The following is a 20,889-nucleotide window of genomic DNA, read 5'->3' on the forward strand; positions in this document are numbered from 1 at the left end:
CTCAGTTCTCCTTGAACGGGAAGCCCAGGAGCTTGAGCAGCGCCCGGCCCTCGTCGTCGGTCGTGGCGGTCGTGACCACCGTGATGTCCATGCCCCGCTGGCGATCGATCTTGTCCTGGTCGATCTCGTGGAACACCGACTGCTCGGTCAGACCGAACGTGTAGTTGCCGTGCCCGTCCAGCTTGCGCCCGTCCAGGCCGCGGAAGTCGCGGATACGCGGCAGCGCGATGGAGAGCAGCCGGTCCAGGAACTCCCACATCCGGTCACCGCGAAGGGTGACCTTCGCGCCGATCGGCATGCCCTCACGCAGCTTGAACTGCGCGATGGACTTGGTCGCCCGCCGCACCTGCGGCTTCTGGCCGGTGATCGTGGCGAGGTCACGGACCGCGCCGTCGATCAGCTTGGCGTCGCGAGCAGCCTCGCCGACACCCATGTTGACGACGATCTTGACCAGCCGCGGCACCTGCATGGGGTTGCCGTAGCTGTGCTGCTCGCGCAGCTGGGCCACGATCTCGTTGCGGTACCGCTCCTTGAGGCGCGGCATGGTCTTTTCGGTAGCCGTGGTCATCACAGGTCCTTACCGGTGCTACGCGCGATGCGGACCTTCTGGCCGTTGTCGTCGATCCGGTAACCGACGCGGGTCGGCTTGCCGTCGGAGTCCAGGACCTGCACGTTCGAGACGTGGATCGGGGCCTCCTGGGTGACGATGCCGCCGGTCTTGGCGCCACGCTGGGTGGTGCTGATGCGGGTGTGCTTCTTGACCCGGTTCACGCCCTCGACCAGGACCTTGTCCTGCCGCGGGTAGGCCGCGATGACCTTGCCCTTGGCACCCTTGTCCTTGCCGGCGATGACGACGACCGTGTCGCCCTTCTTGACCTTCACGGTCACAACACCTCCGGCGCGAGGGAAATAATCTTCATGAACCGCTTGTCCCGCAGCTCCCGACCCACCGGGCCGAAGATGCGGGTACCACGCGGGTCCCCACCGTCCTTGATGATGACGGCGGCGTTCTCGTCGAAGCGGATGTACGAGCCGTCCGGCCGACGCTTCTCCTTGGCCGTGCGAACGACGACCGCCTTGACGACGTCGCCCTTCTTCACACCGGCACCCGGGATCGCGTCCTTGACCGTGGCCACGATGACGTCGCCGATGCTCGCGTAGCGCCGACCGGAGCCACCGAGAACCCGGATGCACAGGATCTCCCGAGCACCCGTGTTGTCGGCGACGCGCAGTCGCGACTCCTGCTGAATCACGTCTATCTCCTATGTCTGCCGGTTCTCCGGCCGCCGTAGCGGCCGGAGCCTGGCGGAACCTACGCCCGACGCAACGCCGGGCGAGCTCGAGCCTTCGCTACTTGGCCTTTTCCAGGATCTCCACGATCCGCCAACGCTTGGTGGCGCTCAGCGGCCGGGTCTCCATGATGAGAACCCGGTCACCGGTGCCAGCGGCGTTCTGCTCGTCGTGCACCTTCAGCTTGCTCGTACGGCGCATGATCTTGCCGTAGAGCGCGTGCCGAACCCGGTCCTCGACCTCGACCACGACGGTCTTGTCCATCTTGTCGCTGACCACCAGGCCCTCACGGACCTTGCGGCGCGAGCGCGCGGTGGTGGCGGTCTCTTCGGTCATGATGCAGTCACCTCAGTCGGCGCGGCCGAGAGCCCCAGCTCGCGCTCGCGCATGATCGTGTAGATCCGGGCGATCTCCCGACGGATGACCTGCAACCGCCGGTTGTTGTCCAGCTGCCCGGTTGCGGCCTGCACGCGGAGGTTGAACAGCTCCGCCTTGGCCTCCCGCAGCTTCGTGACCAGCTCCTCCTCGGAGAGCTCACGCAGCTCGGTCGCCTTAACGCCCGCTGCCATCAGGATTCACCCACTTCGCGCGTAACAATGCGGCACTTCATCGGGAGCTTGTGGATCGCGCGACGCATGGCCTCTCGCGCGGTCTGCTCGTTGGGGAAGGACATCTCGAAGAGAACCCGCCCCGGCTTGACGTTGGCGACCCACCACTCGGGCGAACCCTTACCGGAACCCATCCGGGTCTCGGCAGGCTTCTTGGTGAGGGCCTGGTCCGGGAAGATCGTGATCCAGACCTTGCCACCACGCTTGATGTGGCGAGTCATCGCGATACGTGCCGACTCGATCTGCCGGTTCGTCACGTACGCCGGCTCGAGAGCCTGGATCCCGAACTCGCCGAACACCACCCGGTTACCACCCTTGGACGCGCCACTGCGGTCCGGGTGGTGCGGCTTGCGGAAGCCCTTCGGGGGCTTGCGCGGCATCAGCATCTGTCAGCCCTCCTGCTGCGTTTCTGCCGGAGCAGCCGCGGCGGCGACAGCGGAGCTGTCGACCGGCTCGCCGCTCGGCGTCTCGGCCTGCTGCGCGATGGTGGTCGCAGCAGCCCGGCCGGCCTCGGTGCCACCAGCCGTGGTGCCGGACGAACCCGACCGGCCACGGCGCGGACGCTCGGGACGGTCGCCGCGCTCACCACGACGCGGGCGGGACGGACCGGCCTCGGCCGGAGCCTCCCGGCCCGGGACGGCGTCGCCCTTGTAGATCCAGACCTTCACACCGATCCGACCGAACGTGGTACGGGCCTCGAAGAAGCCGTACTCGATGTTGGCCCGCAGCGTGTGCAGCGGAACCCGGCCTTCACGGTAGAACTCGGTCCGGCTCATCTCGGCGCCGCCGAGGCGACCCGAAACCTGAACCCGGATGCCCTTGCAGACCGGGTTCTTCATCGCCGACTGCATGGCCTTGCGCATCGCCCGACGGAAGCTGACCCGGCTGGACAGCTGCTCGGCCACGCCCTGCGCGACCAGCTGAGCGTCCGACTCGGGGTTCTTCACCTCGATGATGTTCAGCTGAACCTGCTTGCCGGTGAGCTTCTCCAGCTCGCCGCGGATCCGGTCGGCCTCCGCACCCTTACGGCCGATGACGATGCCCGGCCGGGCGGTGTGGATGTCGACCCGGACCCGGTCGCGGGTGCGCTCGATGTCGACCTTGGAAATCCCGGCACGCTCGAGGCCCTTGGACATCATGCGGCGGATCTTGACATCCTCGCCGATGTAGTCCTTGTAGAGCTTGTCCGCGAACCAGCGGGACTTCCAGTCGGTCGAGATGCCGAGCCGGAACCCAGTGGGGTGAACCTTCTGACCCATTACTCGGCGTCCTCCGTCTTGCTCTGCGCTTCGGCCGGTGCGGCCTCCATGGCCGGGGCGGCCTTCTTCGCCGCGGCCTTCCTCGGCGCTGCCGGCGCGACCGCTTCGACCGCCACGGTGATGTGGCACGTGCGCTTGCGGATGCGGTAGGCCCGACCCTGGGCCCGCGGCTGGAACCGCTTCATCGTCGGACCCTCGTCCACGAAGGCCTCGCTGACGAGCAGCGCGTCGGGGTCCAGCCGCTCGTTGTTCTCCGCGTTGGCGATCGCGCTAGCGAGCACCTTGTACACCTGCTCGCTCGCAGCCTGCGGCGCGAACTGCAGCACCGTGAGCGCCTCCTTCGCGGGCAGGCCGCGGACGAGGTTGACCACCCGGCGCGCCTTCATCGGCGAGATGCGCACGTGCCGCGCAACCGCCCGCGCGCCCGGAAGCACCGGAGCGTCGCCCTTTCCTGGCATCGCTGTAACCCCTTGTTCCCTCTATCCGTATGCCCGCGGCGTCAGCGCCGACGGCTCTTCCGGTCGTCCTTCTCGTGACCCTTGAACGTGCGGGTCAGCGCGAACTCGCCGAGCTTGTGCCCGACCATCGCCTCGGTCACGAACACCGGGACGTGCTTGCGTCCGTCGTGCACGGCGATCGTGTGCCCGAGCATCTCGGGGATGATCGTCGAGCGCCGCGACCAGGTCTTGATCACGTTCTTGGAGCCCTTGTCGTTCTGCACTTCCACCTTCTTGAGCAGGTGGTCGTCTACGAACGGGCCCTTCTTCAGGCTGCGAGGCATGTCTTATCTCCCTCAGCCGCGCTTACGCGTGGCGTAGCGACGGCGGACGATCAGCCGGTCACTCGGCTGGCCCTTACGGCGGGTACGGCCCTCGGGCTTACCCTGCGGGTTGACCGGGTGGCGACCACCGGAGGTCTTACCCTCACCACCACCGTGCGGGTGGTCGACCGGGTTCATGGCGACACCACGGACGGTCGGGCGCTTGCCCTTCCACCGCATACGGCCGGCCTTGCCCCAGTTGATGTTCGACTGATCGGCGTTGCCGATCTCGCCGACGCTGGCGCGGCAGCGCACGTCCACCCGCCGGATCTCGCCGGACGGCATACGCAGGGTCGCGTACGCGCCCTCGCGGCCGAGCAACTGGATGCCGACGCCGGCGGAACGGGCCAGCTTGGCCCCGCCACCCGGACGCAGCTCCACGTTGTGGATCGTGGTACCGACCGGGATGTTGCGCAGCGGCAGGTTGTTGCCGGGCTTGATGTCGGCGCCCGGACCGGACTCGACGCGGTCGCCCTGCTTCATGTCCTTCGGCGCGATGATGTACCGCTTCTCGCCGTCGGCGTAGTGCAGCAGCGCGATGCGCGCCGTGCGGTTCGGGTCGTACTCGATGTGAGCGACCTTCGCCGGCACGCCGTCCTTGTCGACCCGCTTGAAGTCGATCAGACGGTACTGGCGCTTGTGACCGCCGCCGTGGTGCCGCGTGGTGATCCGGCCGTGGGCGTTACGCCCGCCCTTCTTCGGCAGCGGAGCCAGCAGCGACTTCTCCGGCGTGGACCGGGTGATCTCGGCGAAGTCAGCGACACTGGAGCCACGTCGGCCCGGCGTCGTCGGCTTGTACTTACGGATAGCCATTGTCTACACCCCTCAGCTGACCGGGCCGCCGAAGGCCTCGATGCGGTCACCGTCAGCCAGCTTCACGATCGCCCGCTTGGTCGCCTTGCGCTGACCGAAGCCGGTCTTGGTGCGCTTGCGCTTACCCTGGCGGTTGAGCGTGTTGACCGTCAGGACGCGGACGTTGAAGATCTGCTGGATAGCGATCTTGATCTCGGTCTTGTTCGCGTCCGGGTGCACCAGGAAGGTGTACCAGTTCCGGTTCAGCTCGCTGTAGCTCTTCTCCGAGACGACCGGCGCCACAATGATGTCGCGCGGGTCGGCGATCGTGCTCACTTGCCACCCTCCTCGGTGGTCTCGGCGGGCACGCCCAGGAACTCGTCCAGGGCGTCCTTGGTGAAGACCACGTCGTCGGCCACGAGCACGTCGTACGTGTTCAGCTGGCCGGACTCGATCAGGTGCACCCGCGGCTCGTTGCGCAGCGACACCCAGTTCAGCTCGTCGGTGCTGCTCAGCACGACCAGGACCCGACGGGCCTCGGTGAGCTTGGCCAGCGTGGCCAGGGCCGCCTTGGTCGACGGCTTCTCGCCCGAGACGAACGCCTCGACGACGTGCACCTGCCCGGCGCGGGCCCGGTCGGAGAGGGCGCCCCGCAGAGCGGCGGCCTTCATCTTCTTCGGGGTCCGCTGGCTGTAGTCACGCGGCACGGGACCGTGCACGACGCCACCGCCGGCGAACTGCGGCGCGCGGATCGAGCCCTGCCGGGCGCGACCGGTGCCCTTCTGCTTGTACGGCTTCTTGCCGCCACCGGCGACCTCGCCGCGGGTCTTGGCCTTGTGCGTGCCCTGTCGGGCCGCCGCGAGCTGGGCCACCACGACCTGGTGCATCAGCGCGACGTTGGCCTGCACGTCGAAGATGTCCGCCGGCAGCTCGACCGAGCTGCTGGTGGTGCCTTCGACGGTGCGCACGTCAACGGTGGTCACTTGGCCGCACCGCCCTTCTTCACCTTGCTCTTCGCCGCGGTACGGACCAGAACCAGCGCGCCCTTCGGACCAGGGATGGCACCCCGGACGAGCAGCAGGTTGTTCTCGGTGTCGACCGCCTGGACGGTGAGGTTCTGCACGGTGTACCGCACGCCACCCATCCGGCCGGCCATCCGGGTGCCCTTGAAGACACGACCCGGAGTGGCGCAGGCGCCGATGGAGCCGGGCGAGCGGTGCTTGCGCTCGACACCGTGACCGGCGCCCAGACCGTGGAAGCCGTGCCGCTTCATCGGGCCGGCGTAGCCCTTGCCCTTGGTCTTGCCGGTGACGTCGATGGTGACGCCGGCCGGGAACTCCTCGACAGTGACTTCCTGGCCGAGCGAGTATTCCCCGGCGTCCGTGGTGCGCAGCTCGACGATGTGCCGGCGCGGCGCCACGTCCGCCTTGGCGTAGTGCCCGCTGATCGGCTTCTTGACCTTGCGCGGGTCGATGGTGCCGTAGGCCAGCTGGACCGCGGAGTAACCGTCCTTCTCGGCGCTACGAACCTGGCTGATGACGCACGGGCCGGCCTCGACCACGGTCACGGGAACAACGCGGTTGTTGTCCCAGACCTGGGTCATGCCGAGCTTGGCGCCCAGGATCCCCTTGACTTGCCTGTCCATTTGTCCGGTCCCTACAGCTTGATCTCGATGTCGACGCCAGCCGGCAGGTCGAGGCGCATGAGCGAGTCGACCGTCTTCGGGGTCGGGTCGATGATGTCGATCAGCCGCTTGTGCGTGCGCATCTCGAAGTGCTCGCGCGAGTCCTTGTACTTGTGCGGCGAGCGGATAACGCAGAAACGGTTGATCTCCGTGGGCAGCGGCACCGGGCCCGCGACCTGCGCCCCGGTGCGCGTCACCGTCTCGACGATCTTCCGAGCCGAGGAGTCGACGACCTCGTGGTCATAGGCCTTGAGCCGGATGCGGATCTTCTGTCCCGCCATGGTGGCTTCTGTTCCTTCTCTCGATGCCGCTGTGTTGCGGGCGCCTGTACCGGCTGGCACAGGCCCACTTCGCCGACCCCCGCGGTCGGGCGTGTCGCGCCCTCGGGCCGAGCTCCGCCCCGTCGTTCCGGAGCGGTGCCGACCGCGCGGTGGGTCAAGGCGCCGATCGCATTACCGCGACCTGAACGCCGTGCGAGGGTGGTTGGCGACTGGGCCGCCAACCACCCTACGCTCGACTGTCTCGCCACCCGGAGGTTCAGCGGAAGCCGAACACAGGCGACGAACTGTCGTTACGCAACCTGACTAGTATGCCGCACGACCGGCGGCGGGTCTAATCGGGGTTACCTAGTTCACTTGACGATCTTGGTGACGAACCCGGCGCCGACGGTGCGGCCACCCTCGCGGATCGCGAACTTGAGGTTCTCCTCCATGGCGATGGGCTGGATCAGCTTCACCGACATGGTCGTGTTGTCACCCGGCATGACCATCTCGGTGCCCTCGGGGAGGGTGACGACACCGGTGACGTCCGTGGTCCGGAAGTAGAACTGCGGACGGTAGTTCTGGAAGAACGGGGTGTGGCGGCCACCCTCCTCCTTGGAGAGGATGTAGACCGTCGCCTCGAACTCCGTGTGCGGGGTGGTGGTGCCCGGCTTCACGACGACCATGCCGCGCTCGACGTCCTCGCGCTTGGTACCACGCAGCAGCAGGCCGACGTTCTCACCTGCGCGGGCGTCGTCCAGGGTCTTCCGGAACATCTCGATCGCGGTGACCTTGGTCTTGAAGCCCTTCTCGCGGATGCCGACAACCTCGACGTCCTCGTTCGGCAGCAGCACGCCGCGCTCCACACGACCGGTGACGACGGTGCCACGACCGGTGATCGTGAACACGTCCTCGACGGGCATGAGGAACGGCTTCTCGGTCTCGCGCTCCGGCTGCGGGATCGCGGTGTCGACCGCGCTCATCAGCTCGAGCAGCTTCGCGGTCCAGACCGGGTCACCCTCGAGCGCCTTCAGCGCGGAGACCTGGACGACCGGCAGGTCGTCACCCGGGTACTCCTGCGAGGAGAGCAGCTCGCGCACCTCGAGCTCGACGAGCTCGAGGAGCTCCTCGTCGTCAACCATGTCGCTCTTGTTGAGCGCCACGACGATGTACGGCACACCCACCTGACGGGCCAGCAGCACGTGCTCGCGGGTCTGCGGCATCGGGCCGTCGGTCGCCGCGACCACCAGGATCGCGCCGTCCATCTGCGCGGCACCGGTGATCATGTTCTTGATGTAGTCCGCGTGACCGGGGCAGTCGACGTGCGCGTAGTGCCGCGCCTCGGTCTGGTACTCGACGTGCGCGATCGAGATCGTGATGCCGCGGGCCTTCTCCTCCGGCGCCTTGTCGATCTCGTCGAACGGCGTGTAGGGGTTCAGGTCCGGGTACTGGTCGTGCAGGACCTTGGTGATGGCCGCCGTCAGCGTCGTCTTACCGTGGTCGATGTGACCAATGGTGCCGATGTTGACGTGCGGCTTAGTCCGCTCGAACTTAGCCTTCGCCACTGGTGTCCTCCTGTGGACTTCTTGGTTCGTACGCCCGGCGCGCCGGTCGGCGCTTAGGACTCTGTCGACAGCCTTTCCGGCCAGATGGCCGGAGAGCCTTTGTGGGTTCTGCGGCGATGAAGCCTACAGGCCCGGTCTCACGCGATCCGATCGTGGTGGCCGCGGGCGGGTGAAACCTCCCGCGACCAACCACGAATCACCTGCTCAGGGCGTTACTCGCCCGTTGCCTTGGCGATGATCTCCTTCGCGACGCTCTGCGGAACCTCGGCGTAGGAGTCGAACTGCATGCTGTAGCTAGCCCGGCCCTGGGTCTTCGACCGCAGGTCGCCGACGTAGCCGAACATCTCCGACAACGGCACCAGAGCCCGGACGATGCGGGCGCCGCTGCGCTCCTCCATCGCCTGGATGATGCCGCGGCGGGAGTTGAGGTCACCGATGACGTCACCCATGTTCTCCTCAGGAGTGGTGACTTCAACGGCCATCATCGGCTCGAGCAGTGCCGGATCGGCCTTGCGGGCCGCGTCCTTCATCACCATCGAGCCGGCGATCTTGAATGCCATTTCCGACGAGTCGACCTCGTGGTACTGGCCGTCCAGCAGCGTCAGCTTCACACCGACCAGCGGGAAGCCCGCCAGGATGCCGTACTGCATGGCGTCCTGGGCACCGGCGTCCACCGAGGGGATGAACTCCCGGGGGATGCGGCCGCCGCTGACGGCGTTGGCGAACTCGTAGGTCGGCGAGTCGTTGTCCAGTGGCAGCGGCTCGACGCTCACGATCACGCGGGCGTACTGGCCGGAACCACCGGTCTGCTTCTTGTGGGTGTACTCGACCTTCTCCACCTTGCGGCGGATGGTCTCGCGGTACGCCACCTGCGGCTTGCCGACGTTGGCCTCGACGTTGAACTCGCGGCGCATCCGGTCGACCAGGATGTCCAGGTGCAGCTCGCCCATGCCGGAGATGACCGTCTGACCGGTCTCCTCGTCCAGCTGGACGCGGAAGGTCGGGTCCTCCTCGGCCAGGCGCTGGATCGCGGTGCCCAGCTTCTCCTGGTCGGACTTGGTCTTCGGCTCGATCGCCACCGAGATGACCGGCTCCGGGAAGGTCATCGACTCCAGGATCACCGGGTTCGCCGGGTCGGAGAGCGTGTCGCCGGTGGTGGTCTGCTTGAGACCCTGCACGGCGATGATGTCGCCGGCCTGCGCCGACGGACGCTCTTCCCGCTTGTTGGCGTGCATCTGGTAGATCTTGCCGATCCGCTCCTTGCGGTCCTTGGTGGAGTTGACCACCTGCGAACCGGAATCGAGCGTGCCGGAGTAGACCCGCACGTAGGTGAGCTTACCCAGGTGCTTGTCCGTCTGGATCTTGAAGGCCAGACCGGAGAACGGCTCCGAGTTCGACGGCTTCCGCAGCAGCGGGGTCTCGCCGTCGGTGGCCGTACCCTCGATCGCGGGGACGTCCAGCGGCGACGGCAGGAAGTCGACCACGGCGTCGAGCATGGGCTGGACGCCCTTGTTCTTGAACGCCGAGCCGCAGAGCACCGGGTTGGCCTTGCCGGCGATGGTGGCACGCCGGATGGCGGCCTTGATCTCCTCGACGGAGACCTCTTCGCCTTCCAGGTACTTCTCCATCACCGAGTCGTCGACGTCGGCGAGGGTCTCCATCAGCTTCTCGCGCCACTCGGCCGCGGAGTCGGCCAGCTCGGCCGGGATCTCCTCGACCGCGTAGTCCTCACCCTTCTGGGTCTCCCCGCGCCAGGTGAGGGCGCGCATGCCGACCAGGTCGACGACACCGATGTGGTCGCCCTCGAGCCCGATCGGGATCTGGAGCACCAGCGGGGTGGCGTTCAGCCGGTCGATCATCATCTGCACGCAGCGGAAGAAGTCGGCACCGGTGCGGTCGAGCTTGTTGACGAAGCACATGCGCGGGACGTTGTACTTGTCGGCCTGCCGCCAGACGTTCTCCGTCTGGGGCTCCACGCCGGCGACACCGTCGTAGACCGCGACCGCACCATCCAGGACCCGCAGCGACCGCTCGACCTCGACCGTGAAGTCGACGTGGCCAGGCGTGTCGATGATCTGGATCGTGTGGCCCTTCCACTCACACTTGGTAGCAGCGGAGGTGATGGTGATACCACGCTCCTGCTCCTGCTCCATCCAGTCCATGACGGCAGCGCCCTCGTGGACCTCACCGATCTTGTACGTGATACCGGTGTAGAACAGGATTCGCTCGGTGGTCGTGGTCTTACCGGCATCGATGTGCGCCATGATGCCGATGTTGCGTACGTTGGCGAGCGCGTCTGCGGCGGCCACTTCAATCCCTACTTATCGTCGTCTCGACTCAACTGGTGGCGGTTCCGGCGCCCGTGGGCGCCGGAACCAGGGTGTTACCAGCGGTAGTGCGCGAAGGCCTTGTTCGACTCGGCCATCTTGTGCGTGTCCTCGCGCCGCTTGACGGCGGCACCGAGGCCGTTGCTCGCGTCCAACAGCTCGTTCATCAGCCGCTCGACCATGGTCTTCTCGCGCCGGGCGCGGGAGTAGGTGACCAGCCAGCGCAGGCCCAGGGTGGTCGCCCGGGTCGGGCGGACCTCGACCGGAACCTGGTAGGTGGCGCCACCGACACGACGGCTGCGCACCTCGAGGGTCGGCTTGACGTTGTCCATCGCCCGCTTCAGGGTGACGACCGGGTCGGTGCCGGACTTCTCGCGGCAGCCCTCGAGGGCCGCGTACACGATGGACTCGGCGAGCTGACGCTTGCCGCGGAGCAGGATCTTGTTCACCAGCTGGGTGACCAGCGGCGAGTTGTACACCGGGTCAGCGACCAGTGGCCGCCGCGGAGCGGGTCCCTTACGCGGCATGTCAGCTCTTCTCCTTCTTCGCGCCGTAACGGCTGCGCGCCTGCTTGCGGTTGCGGACACCCTGGGTGTCCAGCGAGCCGCGAACGATCTTGTAACGCACGCCGGGGAGGTCCTTCACCCGGCCACCGCGGACGAGCACGATCGAGTGCTCCTGCAGGTTGTGACCGACGCCCGGGATGTAGGCGGTCACCTCGATCTGGCTGCTGAGCTTCACGCGAGCGACCTTGCGCAGCGCCGAGTTCGGCTTCTTCGGGGTGGTGGTGTACACGCGGGTGCACACGCCGCGCCGCTGAGGGGAACCCTTCAACGCCGGGGTCTTGGTCTTGGTCGTCTTCGCCTGGCGGCCCTTTCGGACCAGCTGCTGGATCGTGGGCACCGGGTTTCTCCGCTCCCTTCGGCCGCATCCGCGGCCGCGCCGTCTGCTCGTTAGCCGGCCTGATGACCGGCTCTCCTACATTCCGACCAGGATCGCCTTACGGAGACCCCGGCACCCGCGGTCGGGCGTGTCGCCCTCGTCACGGCTCCGTCGCGACGCTTTCGCGTGCGGATCGGAGTTTGTCACCGGTGTGCGGGTCGCCCCGCCCCGGATCCTTGGCTTGTCGTACCGCCGCCCGAATCCGGAAACAGCGCACGCACGAGTTGCCCGGGCAGGCCCGGGCACAAGGGGAAAGAGTACCTACCACAACCGCCCAGGTCAAAACGGAATGGCCCGGCGACTGTCTCACATCCGCCGGCCGGATCTCGTCCTGCCCCGTCGCCCGCGATGGGCACCTACAAACACAAGTGTACCGGCTTCCCCGCGCGCCCACCCGTCGGCCCCGGCCAGCACCGGGAAGCCACCGCCGGGACCGCGACGGCGTACGAAGCGACGTGACCTGCCTCAGGCCAGGGCGAGGAGCAACGCCAGGCCCAGGCCCAGGAGGCTGAGCACCCCACCCGCCACGCCACAGCTGATTCCCGCCACCGCCAACCCGCGGCCGGTGAAACGGACCGCGGACGGCGCGACCGGCCGGCGGATCTGCCGCTGACCGAGCAGGCCGATGACGACCGCCGCCACGCCCGTCAGCACTCCGAGCACCGCGAACGCCCCGGAGGCCCACGCCCCGCCGTCGTCCACGAAGCTCACCCCGAAGCAGATCACCAGCAGGGACACCACTGCCGACGCGATTCCGGCCACCAGCGCCCCGATGGCCAGCCCGGATGTGACCGGCGCCACGTCCAGGTGCACGACACCGAACGGCGTACCCGGCACCGTCTCGACCCGCTTCGGCGGTCGGCGCTGGTCATCGGTGGGAGGCGGCACCGGATGCCCGACCATGCCACCCCAACCGGGCACGCGCCCCGACGGCGGACCCCACCCGGCCGGCACACCAGCCCCCGACGACGGCGGACCCCACCCGGCCGGCACACCAGGCCCGGACGACGGCGGACCCCACCCCGGGGGCGCCGGGGTCGGTGTGCCGGAGACCGGGTACGGCTGGTGGAAGCCAGTCGGAGTGGTCGGACCCCAACCGAGGTGCGGCGTGGGAGAGGGCGACGCACCCCAACCCGGCGTGGACACCGGAGGGTGCGGCGCGCCGCTCGGGCCAGGTCGCTCCCAGCCACTCGGCTCCGACGGAACCCGCTCGGCAGGGGCCGGCTCGGCAGGGGCCGGCTCGTCCGGAGGGCCGGCCGGTTCGTCCGCAGGGGGCCGCGCCGGATCCGTCACGAGGTCCTCCTGTCGAAAGGGCACCACCGCCGCACGGTGGACACCGGCCAGGCTACCGCCGAGGGCGCCGCCGCCGGGGCGCGGCCACCGGCGGGCTCAGTCCATGTTCGTCGGGTAGTCGTGACCGAACGGCGCGCCGGCCAACCGGACCACGCCGATCACCACCGCGATCACCACGGTGACCGCGACCAGCACCAGACCGGTCCAGGCCATCCGCTCCCCCCGCCGCAGCCAGACACCGCCGGTCAGGAAACCCCCCGAGGTGTACGCCTCACGGCGCGCCTGCCGGGCCAGTTGCAGCGCCACCGTCGCCGGCACCACCCCGCCGATGAAGAGGCCGGTCAGCATGCCGAGCAGCCCCAGCGCGAAGACCGCCCGCGCCTTCGTGGCACGGGCCGGATCCGGGTCCAGCGGGTGACGCGGGTCCGGCTGCGCGACGGGCACCTGCCCGGGTGCGGTCGTCATCCCCCCATCATGCCGAACTCGCCGCGGAGGTGGGTGGGTCCGGACACGACGAGGCCCCCGGCGGAAACCGGGGGCCTCGTCGTGTGATTGGTGCTTAGCGGTACGACCCGAAGTCGAAGTCGTCCAGCGGCACAGCCTGCCCGCCGGCCGGCCCGAACCCGTAGTCGGTCTCCGGGTACCCGGTCATCGAGTAGACCTTGGCCTTGGCCTCCTCGGTCGGCTCCACCCGGACGTTGCGGTACTTGCTGATGCCCGTACCGGCCGGGATGAGCTTTCCGATGATCACGTTCTCCTTGAGGCCGACCAGCGAGTCGCTGCGCGAGTTGATCGCAGCGTCGGTCAGCACCCGGGTGGTCTCCTGGAAGGAGGCCGCCGAGAGCCAGGAGTCGGTGGCCAGCGAGGCCTTGGTGATACCCATCAGCACCGGACGACCGGCGGCGGGCTCGCCGCCCTCCGAGACGAGCCGACGGTTCTCCGACTCGAACAGCGCCCGGTCGACCAGCACACCCGGCAGGAACTCGGTCGAGCCGGAGTCGATGACCGTCACCCGCTTGAGCATCTGGCGGATGATGATCTCGATGTGCTTGTCGTGGATGAGCACACCCTGCGAGCGGTAGACCTCCTGGACCTCACTGGTCAGGTGGACCTGGACCGCCCGCGGACCCATGATCCGCAGAAGCTCGTGCGGGTCGATGGTGCCCTCGGTCAGCTTCTCGCCGACCGCGACGTGGCCGCCGTCGTGGGTCCGGAGCTTGACCCGCTTCGAGATCTTGTCGTAGACGATCTCGTCGCTGCCGTCGTCCGGCACCACGATGATCTTCCGCGAGCGCTCGCCGTCCTCGATCCGGATCCGGCCGGGGGTGTCGGCGATGGGCGCCTTACCCTTCGGGACCCGAGCCTCGAAGATTTCCTGAACACGCGGCAGACCCTGGGTGATGTCCTCACCCGCGACACCACCGGTGTGGAAGGTACGCATCGTCAGCTGCGTACCGGGCTCACCGATGGACTGGGCGGCGATGATGCCGACCGCCTCGCCGATGTCGACCGACTTACCGGTCGGCAGCGACCGGCCGTAGCAGGCCGCGCAGACACCCAGCTTCGACTCGCAGGTGAGCACGCTGCGCACCCGGACCGTCTCCACGCCGGCGGCGACGATCTTGTCGACCCCGATGGAGTTGATGTCCTGGCCGCGCTCGGCCACCACGGTGCCGTCCGGGCCCTTGATGTCGTCGGCCAGCGTCCGGGCGTGCACGCTGGTCTCGGCGTGGGTGTGGACGACGAGCTTGCCGTCCAGCTTCTCGCCGATCTGCATCGGGATCGCCCGGTCGGTGCCGCAGTCCTCTTCGCGGATGATGACGTCCTGCGAGACGTCCACCAGACGACGGGTCAGGTAACCCGAGTCGGCGGTCCGCAGCGCGGTGTCGGCGAGACCCTTACGGGCACCGTGCGTGGAGATGAAGTACTCCAGCACGGACAGACCCTCCCGGTAGCTGGCCTTGATCGGCCGCGGGATGATCTCGCCCTTCGGGTTGGCCACCAGACCACGGATCGCCGCGATCTGCCGGAGCTGGAGCAGGTTACCGCGGGCACCCGAGTTGATCATCTTCCACAGTGGGTTCTCCTGCGGCAGCGCGGTGTCCATCTCCTTGGCGACCTCGTTGGTCGCCTTGGTCCAGATCTCGATGAGTTCGCCGCGACGCTCCTCGGCGGTCATCAGACCACGCTGGTACTGCTTGTCGATCCGGTCGGCTTCCTTCTCGTACCGCGCCAGGATCTCCGCCTTGCGCGGCGGAGCGATGACGTCCTCCATGCCGATCGTCACGCCGGACCAGGTGGCCCAGTGGAAGCCGGCCTCCTTGAGCCCGTCCAGGGTGGCGGCCAGGGCCACCTTGGGGAAGCGCTCGGCGAGGTCGTTGACGATCGCGGAGAGCTGACCCTTGCGGATCTCGTAGTTCACGAAGCGGTAGCCCTGCGGCAGCGTCTCGTTGAACAGCACCCGACCCAGGGTCGTCTCGATGGTCAGCGGGTCACCCTCGACCCAGCCCTCCGGAGCGGTCCACGCCTCGGAGCCAGCGCCGTTGTCGACACCGATCACGCCACGCAGGCGGATCCGCACCGGCGCCTGCAGGTGCAGCTCACCGTTGTCGAAGGCCATCCGCGCCTCGGCGTCCGAGCTGAACGCCCGACCCTCGCCCTTCTCACCGGCGGTGCGGTGGGTGAGGTGGTACAGACCGATGACCATGTCCTGGGTGGGCATGGTGACCGGCTTACCGTCGGCCGGCTTGAGGATGTTGTTCGACGACAGCATCAGGATCCGTGCCTCGGCCTGAGCCTCGGCGGACAGCGGCACGTGCACCGCCATCTGGTCACCGTCGAAGTCGGCGTTGAACGCGGTGCAGACCAGCGGGTGGATCTGGATCGCCTTGCCCTCGACCAGCTGCGGCTCGAAGGCCTGGATGCCCAGGCGGTGCAGGGTCGGTGCACGGTTGAGCAGCACCGGGTGCTCGCCGATGACCTCTTCCAGCACGTCCCACACGACCGGGCGCTGACGCTCGACCATCCGCTTGGCGGACTTGATGTTCTGGGCGTGGTTGAGGTCGACCAGCCGCTTCATCACGAACGGCTTGAACAGCTCCAGCGCCATCTGCTTCGGCAGACCGCACTGGTGCAGCTTGAGCTTCGGGCCGACCACGATGACCGAACGGCCGGAGTAGTCGACGCGCTTGCCCAGCAGGTTCTGGCGGAACCGGCCCTGCTTGCCCTTGAGCATGTCGGACAGCGACTTGAGCGGGCGGTTACCCGGGCCGGTGACCGGCCGGCCGCGACGGCCGTTGTCGAACAGCGCGTCGACGGCCTCCTGGAGCATCCGCTTCTCGTTGTTGACGATGATCTCGGGAGCACCGAGGTCGATCAGCCGCTTGAGGCGGTTGTTCCGGTTGATCACACGGCGGTACAGGTCGTTCAGGTCCGAGGTCGCGAAGCGGCCACCGTCGAGCTGCACCATCGGGCGCAGGTCCGGCGGGATGACCGGGACGCAGTCCAGCACCATGCCGAGAGGCGAGTTGCGGGTGTTCAGGAACGCCGCGACGACCTTGAGTCGCTTGAGCGCCCGGATCTTCCGCTGGCCCTTGCCGGACCGGATGGTCTCCCGCAGGCTCTCGGCCTCGGCGTCGAGGTCCATGTTCTGGACCAACGCCTTGATCGCCTCGGCGCCCATGGAACCGGTGAAGTACTCACCGAACCGGTCGCGCAGCTCGCGGTAGAGCAGCTCGTCGGTGACCAGCTGCTTCGGCTCCAGCTTGCGGAAGGTGTCCAGCACCTCGTCCAGGCGGTCGATCTCGCGCTGGGCCCGGTCGCGGATCTGGCGCATCTCGCGCTCTCCGCCCTCCTTGACCTTGCGCCGGACGTCCGCCTTGGCACCCTCGGCCTCCAGCTCGGCCAGGTCGGCCTCGAGCTTGGCGGCCCGCTTCTCGATCTCCGAGTCGCGGCTGTTCTCGGACTGCCGCTTCTCGGCCAGGATCTCGTTCTCGATCGTCGAGAGGTCACGGTGACGCGACTCCGCGTCCACGCTCGTCACGACGTACGAGGCGAAGTAGATGATCTTCTCGAGGTCCTTGGGGGCGAGGTCCAGCAGGTAGCCCAGCCGGCTCGGAACGCCCTTGAAGTACCAGATGTGGGTCACCGGAGCAGCGAGCTCGATGTGGCCCATCCGCTCACGGCGGACCTTGGAGCGAGTCACCTCGACGCCGCAGCGCTCGCAGATGATGCCCTTGAACCGGACCCGCTTGTACTTACCGCAGTAGCACTCCCAGTCCCGCTGCGGACCGAAGATCTTCTCGCAGAAGAGCCCGTCCTTTTCCGGCTTCAGGGTGCGGTAGTTGATCGTCTCAGGCTTCTTGACCTCGCCGTGCGACCACTGACGGATGTCGTCGGCGGTGGCGAGACCAATGCGCAGCTCGTCGAAGAAGTTGACGTCGAGCACTATGTCCCCTATGTCGTCGTCTGTACTGCTAATTCTCGGGTGGGGTCGGGGGCCGGCGAACCGGCCCCCGACCGCTCACCTCAGACCTCTTCGACCGAGCTCGGCTCGCGCCGGGACAGGTCGATGCCCAGCTCCTCAGCGGCCCGGAACACCTCGTCGTCGGTCTCGCGCATCTCCAGGGCCACACCGTCGCTGGACAGCACCTCAACGTTGAGGCACAGCGACTGCAGCTCCTTGAGCAGCACCTTGAACGACTCCGGGATGCCCGGCTCCGGGATGTTCTCGCCCTTGACGATGGCCTCGTAGACCTTCACCCGGCCGAGCACGTCGTCGGACTTGATCGTGAGTAGCTCCTGCAGGGCGTAGGCAGCGCCGTACGCCTGCATCGCCCAGCACTCCATCTCACCGAAACGCTGACCACCGAACTGCGCCTTACCACCCAGCGGCTGCTGCGTGATCATCGAGTACGGGCCGGTCGACCGAGCGTGGATCTTGTCGTCGACCAGGTGGTTGAGCTTCAGGATGTAGACGTAGCCGACCGCGATCGGGTCCGGCAGAGGCTCGCCGGAACGACCGTCGAAGAGCTGCGCCTTGCCGGTACGACCGATCAGCTGCTTGCCGTCCCGGTTGGGCAGGGTCGACTCGAGCAGACCGGAGATCTCCTCCTCGCGGGCACCGTCGAAGACCGGGGTGGCCACGTTGGTGTCGCCCTCGGACTCGTGCGCGTCGATCGAGCGGAGCTGGCGCTTCCACTCGGCGTCGTCACCCTCGACCTTCCAACCGGTCTTGGCGACCCAACCGAGGTGGGTCTCCAGCACCTGGCCGATGTTCATCCGGCTCGGCACACCGAGCGGGTTGAGCACGATGTCGACCGGGGTGCCGTCCTCGAGGAACGGCATGTCCTCGACCGGGAGGATCTTCGAGATGACGCCCTTGTTGCCGTGCCGGCCGGCGAGCTTGTCGCCGTCCTGGATCTTGCGCTTCTGGGCGACGTAGACCCGGACCAGCTCGTTGACACCCGGCGGCAACTCGTCGCCGTCCTCGCGGGAGAACGTGCGCACACCGATGACCGTGCCGGTCTCGCCGTGCGGCACCTTCAGCGAGGTGTCCCGAACCTCACGCGCCTTCTCACCGAAGATCGCGCGGAGCAGCCGCTCCTCCGGGGTCAGCTCGGTCTCGCCCTTGGGCGTGACCTTGCCGACCAGGATGTCGCCGGGGACGACCTCGGCACCGATCCGGATGATGCCGCGCTCGTCGAGGTCGGCGAGCATTTCCTCGCTGACGTTCGGGATGTCGCGGGTGATCTCCTCCGGACCGAGCTTGGTGTCCCGAGCGTCGACCTCGTGCTCCTCGATGTGGATCGAGGTGAGCACGTCCTGCTGCACGAGGCGCTGCGACAGGATGATCGCGTCCTCGTAGTTGTGGCCCTCCCAGCACATGAACGCCACCAGCAGGTTGCGTCCGAGTGCCATCTCGCCCTCGTCGGTGCACGGACCGTCGGCGATGACCTGACCGGCCTCGACGCGGTCGCCCTCGAAGACCACCGGCTTCTGGTTGACGCAGGAGCCGGCGTTGGAACGGCGGAACTTGTGCAGCAGGTACGTCCGGCGGTGGCCGTCATCCTGGTGGATGGTGACGTAGTCGGCGCAGAGATCCTCGATCACACCGCCGACCTCGGCGACCACCACGTCGCCGGCGTCGACCGCGGCCCGGTATTCCATGCCCGTACCCACGAGCGGCGCCTCGGCCTTGACCAGCGGCACCGCCTGGCGCTGCATGTTCGCGCCCATCAGTGCCCGGTTGGCGTCGTCGTGCTCGAGGAACGGGATCATGGCGGTCGCGACCGAGGTCATCTGCCGGGGCGAGACGTCCATGTAGTCGACGGCACCGGGGACGACGTCCTCGGTCTCGCCGCCCTTACGACGGCAGAGCACCCGGTCCTCGGCGAACGTGCCGTCAGCCTTCAGGCGCGCGTTGGCCTGGGCCTTGACGAACCGGTCCTCCTCGTCCGCGGTCAGGTAGTCGATCTGGTCGGTGACCCGACCCTCGACGACCTTCCGGTACGGCGTCTCGATGAAGCCGAACGGGTTGACCCGGGCGAAGGTGGACAGCGCGCCGATCAGGCCGATGTTCGGGCCTTCCGGCGTCTCGATCGGGCACATCCGGCCGTAGTGGGACGGGTGCACGTCGCGGACCTCGAAGCCGGCCCGCTCCCGGGACAGACCACCCGGGCCGAGCGCGCTCAGCCGACGCCGGTGGGTCAGGCCCGCCAGCGGGTTGGTCTGGTCCATGAACTGGGACAGCTGCGACGTCCCGAAGAACTCCTTGATCGCCGCCACCACCGGGCGGATGTTGATCAGGGTCTGCGGGGTGATCGCCTCGACGTCCTGCGTGGTCATCCGCTCGCGGACGACCCGCTCCATGCGGGACAGGCCGACCCGAACCTGGTTCTGGATCAGCTCACCCACGGTGCGCAGGCGACGGTTGCCGAAGTGGTCGATGTCGTCGGCCTCGTAGCCCTCCTCACCGGCGTGCAGCCGGCAGAGGTATTCCACGGTGGCGACGATGTCGTCCTCGGTCAGCGTGCCAGTGGTGATCGGCACGTCGACTTCGAGCTTCTTGTTGAACTTGTAGCGCCCGACCTTGGCGACGTCGTACCTCTTCGGGTTGAAGAAGAGGTTGTCGAGCAGGGTCTGGGCGTTCTCGCGCGTCGGCGGCTCGCCAGGGCGCAGCTTGCGGTAGATGTCGAGCAGCGCCTCGTCGGCGCCGGCGATGTGGTCCTTCTCGAGCGTGGTCATCATCAGCTCGGACCAGCCGAACCGCTCACGGATCCGCTCGGCCGACCATCCGATGGCCTTGAGCAGGACCGTGACGGCCTGCCGACGCTTGCGGTCGATGCGTACGCCGACCGTGTCGCGCTTGTCGATGTCGAACTCCAGCCAGGCACCCCGACTCGGGATGACCTTGACGCTGGAGAGGTCGCGGTCGGAGGTCTTGTCCGGCTGCTTGTCGAAGTACACGCCCGGAGACCGGACGAGCTGGCTGACCACCACGCGCTCGGTGCCGTTGATGACGAAGGTGCCCTTGGGCGTCATCATCGGGAAGTCACCCATGAACACCGTCTGGCTCTTGATCTCGCCAGTGGTGTTGTTGGTGAACTCCGCGGTCACGAAGAGCGGAGCGCAGTAGGTCAGGTCCTTCTCCTTGCACTCCTCGATCGAGGCCTTGACCTCGTCGAAGCGCGGTGCCGAGAAGGAAAGTGACATGGTGCCGGAGAAGTCCTCAATGGGACTGATCTCTTCAAGGATCTCCGCGAGACCCGAGCGTGCGTGCGGGTCGTCCGCCGACCGGCCCTGCCAAGCCTCGTTGCCGACGAGCCAGTCGAAGGACTCGTTCTGGATGGCAAGGAGGTTGGGGACCTCGAGGTGTTCGGTGATCCTGCCGAATGAAACTCGGCGGGGAGCGAATGCGCTCGACGTACGACTGGTCTTCGCAGGGCGGGAAGCTGCCAAGATGCGTCCTTCCGAGGACCGGTGCTGCAGAACGGCTGGTACGCGTGCACTCCAATGACCCCACCAGAAATATCCGTAACCGGACATTTC

22 protein-coding genes are annotated in these 20,889 nt (G+C 67.6%); all 22 read right to left on the bottom strand.

Features of this window, described 5'->3' with window-relative positions; genetic code table 11:
• Nucleotide 1: 1 nt before the first annotated feature.
• Nucleotides 2–568, bottom strand: coding sequence for a 50S ribosomal protein L5 (gene rplE / locus O7614_RS29930; RefSeq protein WP_088987580.1), 567 nt, complete (start codon nucleotides 566–568; stop codon nucleotides 2–4).
• On the bottom strand, nucleotides 568–888 hold the full coding sequence (gene rplX, locus O7614_RS29935; protein WP_007465276.1) for a 50S ribosomal protein L24: 321 nt from the start codon (nucleotides 886–888) through the stop codon (nucleotides 568–570). Before rplX ends, rplE begins: the two co-directional genes overlap by 1 nt.
• A complete protein-coding gene (gene rplN / locus O7614_RS29940) occupies nucleotides 885–1,253 on the bottom strand; it encodes a 50S ribosomal protein L14 (protein ID WP_007073026.1) in 369 nt (122 codons plus the stop codon). Before rplN ends, rplX begins: the two co-directional genes overlap by 4 nt.
• Before the next feature lie 97 nt (nucleotides 1,254–1,350).
• Nucleotides 1,351–1,626, bottom strand: coding sequence for a 30S ribosomal protein S17 (gene rpsQ / locus O7614_RS29945; protein ID WP_278141718.1), 276 nt, complete (start codon nucleotides 1,624–1,626; stop codon nucleotides 1,351–1,353).
• Nucleotides 1,623–1,859, bottom strand: a complete 237-nt coding sequence (gene rpmC, locus O7614_RS29950; RefSeq protein ID WP_007465283.1) for a 50S ribosomal protein L29 — start codon at nucleotides 1,857–1,859, stop codon at nucleotides 1,623–1,625. The genes rpsQ and rpmC overlap by 4 nt, the downstream gene beginning before the upstream one ends.
• Entirely contained in the window at nucleotides 1,859–2,284 is a 426-nt protein-coding gene (gene rplP, locus O7614_RS29955; RefSeq protein WP_053653940.1) for a 50S ribosomal protein L16, read from the bottom strand. The genes rpmC and rplP overlap by 1 nt, the downstream gene beginning before the upstream one ends.
• 3 nt (nucleotides 2,285–2,287) lie before the next feature.
• Nucleotides 2,288–3,157 (bottom strand): 30S ribosomal protein S3, encoded by an 870-nt coding sequence (gene rpsC, locus O7614_RS29960; protein WP_145778898.1) that lies wholly within the window; start codon nucleotides 3,155–3,157, stop codon nucleotides 2,288–2,290.
• A complete protein-coding gene (gene rplV / locus O7614_RS29965) occupies nucleotides 3,157–3,615 on the bottom strand; it encodes a 50S ribosomal protein L22 (protein ID WP_278141719.1) in 459 nt (152 codons plus the stop codon). The genes rpsC and rplV overlap by 1 nt, the downstream gene beginning before the upstream one ends.
• A gap of 41 nt (nucleotides 3,616–3,656) precedes the next feature.
• Nucleotides 3,657–3,938 carry a 30S ribosomal protein S19 gene (gene rpsS / locus O7614_RS29970; RefSeq protein WP_007465299.1) on the bottom strand — a complete coding sequence of 94 codons (282 nt, stop codon included), beginning with the start codon at nucleotides 3,936–3,938 and terminating at the stop codon, nucleotides 3,657–3,659.
• A 12-nt stretch (nucleotides 3,939–3,950) separates the two neighbouring features.
• A complete protein-coding gene (gene rplB, locus O7614_RS29975) occupies nucleotides 3,951–4,790 on the bottom strand; it encodes a 50S ribosomal protein L2 (RefSeq protein WP_088950237.1) in 840 nt (279 codons plus the stop codon).
• Between the two features lie 12 nt (nucleotides 4,791–4,802).
• The gene (gene rplW, locus O7614_RS29980) at nucleotides 4,803–5,105 is read right to left on the bottom strand and encodes a 50S ribosomal protein L23 (RefSeq protein ID WP_007465304.1); all 303 of its coding nucleotides are present in this window, start codon (nucleotides 5,103–5,105) and stop codon (nucleotides 4,803–4,805) included.
• Nucleotides 5,102–5,752 (bottom strand): 50S ribosomal protein L4, encoded by a 651-nt coding sequence (gene rplD / locus O7614_RS29985; RefSeq protein WP_088987575.1) that lies wholly within the window; start codon nucleotides 5,750–5,752, stop codon nucleotides 5,102–5,104. The genes rplW and rplD overlap by 4 nt, the downstream gene beginning before the upstream one ends.
• Complete coding sequence (gene rplC / locus O7614_RS29990; protein WP_088987574.1) at nucleotides 5,749–6,414, bottom strand: 50S ribosomal protein L3; 666 nt, start codon at nucleotides 6,412–6,414, stop codon at nucleotides 5,749–5,751. The genes rplD and rplC overlap by 4 nt, the downstream gene beginning before the upstream one ends.
• An 11-nt stretch (nucleotides 6,415–6,425) precedes the next feature.
• Nucleotides 6,426–6,734, bottom strand: a complete 309-nt coding sequence (gene rpsJ / locus O7614_RS29995; RefSeq protein WP_007073037.1) for a 30S ribosomal protein S10 — start codon at nucleotides 6,732–6,734, stop codon at nucleotides 6,426–6,428.
• A 350-nt stretch (nucleotides 6,735–7,084) separates the two neighbouring features.
• Nucleotides 7,085–8,278: an elongation factor Tu gene (gene tuf, locus O7614_RS30000; RefSeq protein WP_145778897.1), complete on the bottom strand. Its 1,194-nt coding sequence runs from the start codon at nucleotides 8,276–8,278 to the stop codon at nucleotides 7,085–7,087.
• 212 nt (nucleotides 8,279–8,490) lie between these two features.
• Nucleotides 8,491–10,587 (bottom strand): elongation factor G, encoded by a 2,097-nt coding sequence (fusA, locus tag O7614_RS30005; RefSeq protein ID WP_278141721.1) that lies wholly within the window; start codon nucleotides 10,585–10,587, stop codon nucleotides 8,491–8,493.
• A 74-nt stretch (nucleotides 10,588–10,661) separates the two neighbouring features.
• Complete coding sequence (rpsG, locus tag O7614_RS30010; protein ID WP_007465317.1) at nucleotides 10,662–11,132, bottom strand: 30S ribosomal protein S7; 471 nt, start codon at nucleotides 11,130–11,132, stop codon at nucleotides 10,662–10,664.
• Nucleotide 11,133: 1 nt separating this feature from the next.
• The gene (gene rpsL, locus O7614_RS30015; protein ID WP_007465318.1) at nucleotides 11,134–11,508 is read right to left on the bottom strand and encodes a 30S ribosomal protein S12; all 375 of its coding nucleotides are present in this window, start codon (nucleotides 11,506–11,508) and stop codon (nucleotides 11,134–11,136) included.
• A 504-nt stretch (nucleotides 11,509–12,012) separates the two neighbouring features.
• Nucleotides 12,013–12,435: a hypothetical protein gene (locus O7614_RS30020; RefSeq protein WP_278141722.1), complete on the bottom strand. Its 423-nt coding sequence runs from the start codon at nucleotides 12,433–12,435 to the stop codon at nucleotides 12,013–12,015.
• Nucleotides 12,436–12,936: 501 nt separating this feature from the next.
• Entirely contained in the window at nucleotides 12,937–13,305 is a 369-nt protein-coding gene (locus O7614_RS30025) for a hypothetical protein (RefSeq protein WP_278141723.1), read from the bottom strand.
• Between the two features lie 94 nt (nucleotides 13,306–13,399).
• Nucleotides 13,400–17,287: a DNA-directed RNA polymerase subunit beta' gene (locus O7614_RS30030; RefSeq protein ID WP_278141724.1), complete on the bottom strand. Its 3,888-nt coding sequence runs from the start codon at nucleotides 17,285–17,287 to the stop codon at nucleotides 13,400–13,402.
• 80 nt (nucleotides 17,288–17,367) lie between these two features.
• On the bottom strand, nucleotides 17,368–20,799 hold the full coding sequence (locus tag O7614_RS30035) for a DNA-directed RNA polymerase subunit beta (protein WP_278141725.1): 3,432 nt from the start codon (nucleotides 20,797–20,799) through the stop codon (nucleotides 17,368–17,370).
• Nucleotides 20,800–20,889: the final 90 nt, after the last annotated feature.

This window comes from Micromonospora sp. WMMD961 (assembly GCF_029626145.1).
Classification (GTDB): domain Bacteria; phylum Actinomycetota; class Actinomycetes; order Mycobacteriales; family Micromonosporaceae; genus Micromonospora.

Coding starts and splice junctions, on each gene's coding strand:
- rpsJ (WP_007073037.1), bottom strand. CDS start 6,734: ATGGCGGGACAGAAGATCCGCATCCGGCTCAAGGCCTATGACCACGAG.
- rpmC (WP_007465283.1), bottom strand. CDS start 1,859: ATGGCAGCGGGCGTTAAGGCGACCGAGCTGCGTGAGCTCTCCGAGGAG.
- rplV (WP_278141719.1), bottom strand. CDS start 3,615: ATGCCAGGAAAGGGCGACGCTCCGGTGCTTCCGGGCGCGCGGGCGGTT.
- rpsQ (WP_278141718.1), bottom strand. CDS start 1,626: ATGACCGAAGAGACCGCCACCACCGCGCGCTCGCGCCGCAAGGTCCGT.
- rpsG (WP_007465317.1), bottom strand. CDS start 11,132: ATGCCGCGTAAGGGACCCGCTCCGCGGCGGCCACTGGTCGCTGACCCG.
- O7614_RS30025 (WP_278141723.1), bottom strand. CDS start 13,305: ATGACGACCGCACCCGGGCAGGTGCCCGTCGCGCAGCCGGACCCGCGT.
- rplP (WP_053653940.1), bottom strand. CDS start 2,284: ATGCTGATGCCGCGCAAGCCCCCGAAGGGCTTCCGCAAGCCGCACCAC.
- rpsS (WP_007465299.1), bottom strand. CDS start 3,938: ATGCCTCGCAGCCTGAAGAAGGGCCCGTTCGTAGACGACCACCTGCTC.
- rplC (WP_088987574.1), bottom strand. CDS start 6,414: ATGGACAGGCAAGTCAAGGGGATCCTGGGCGCCAAGCTCGGCATGACC.
- rpsC (WP_145778898.1), bottom strand. CDS start 3,157: ATGGGTCAGAAGGTTCACCCCACTGGGTTCCGGCTCGGCATCTCGACC.
- rplB (WP_088950237.1), bottom strand. CDS start 4,790: ATGGCTATCCGTAAGTACAAGCCGACGACGCCGGGCCGACGTGGCTCC.
- rplE (WP_088987580.1), bottom strand. CDS start 568: ATGACCACGGCTACCGAAAAGACCATGCCGCGCCTCAAGGAGCGGTAC.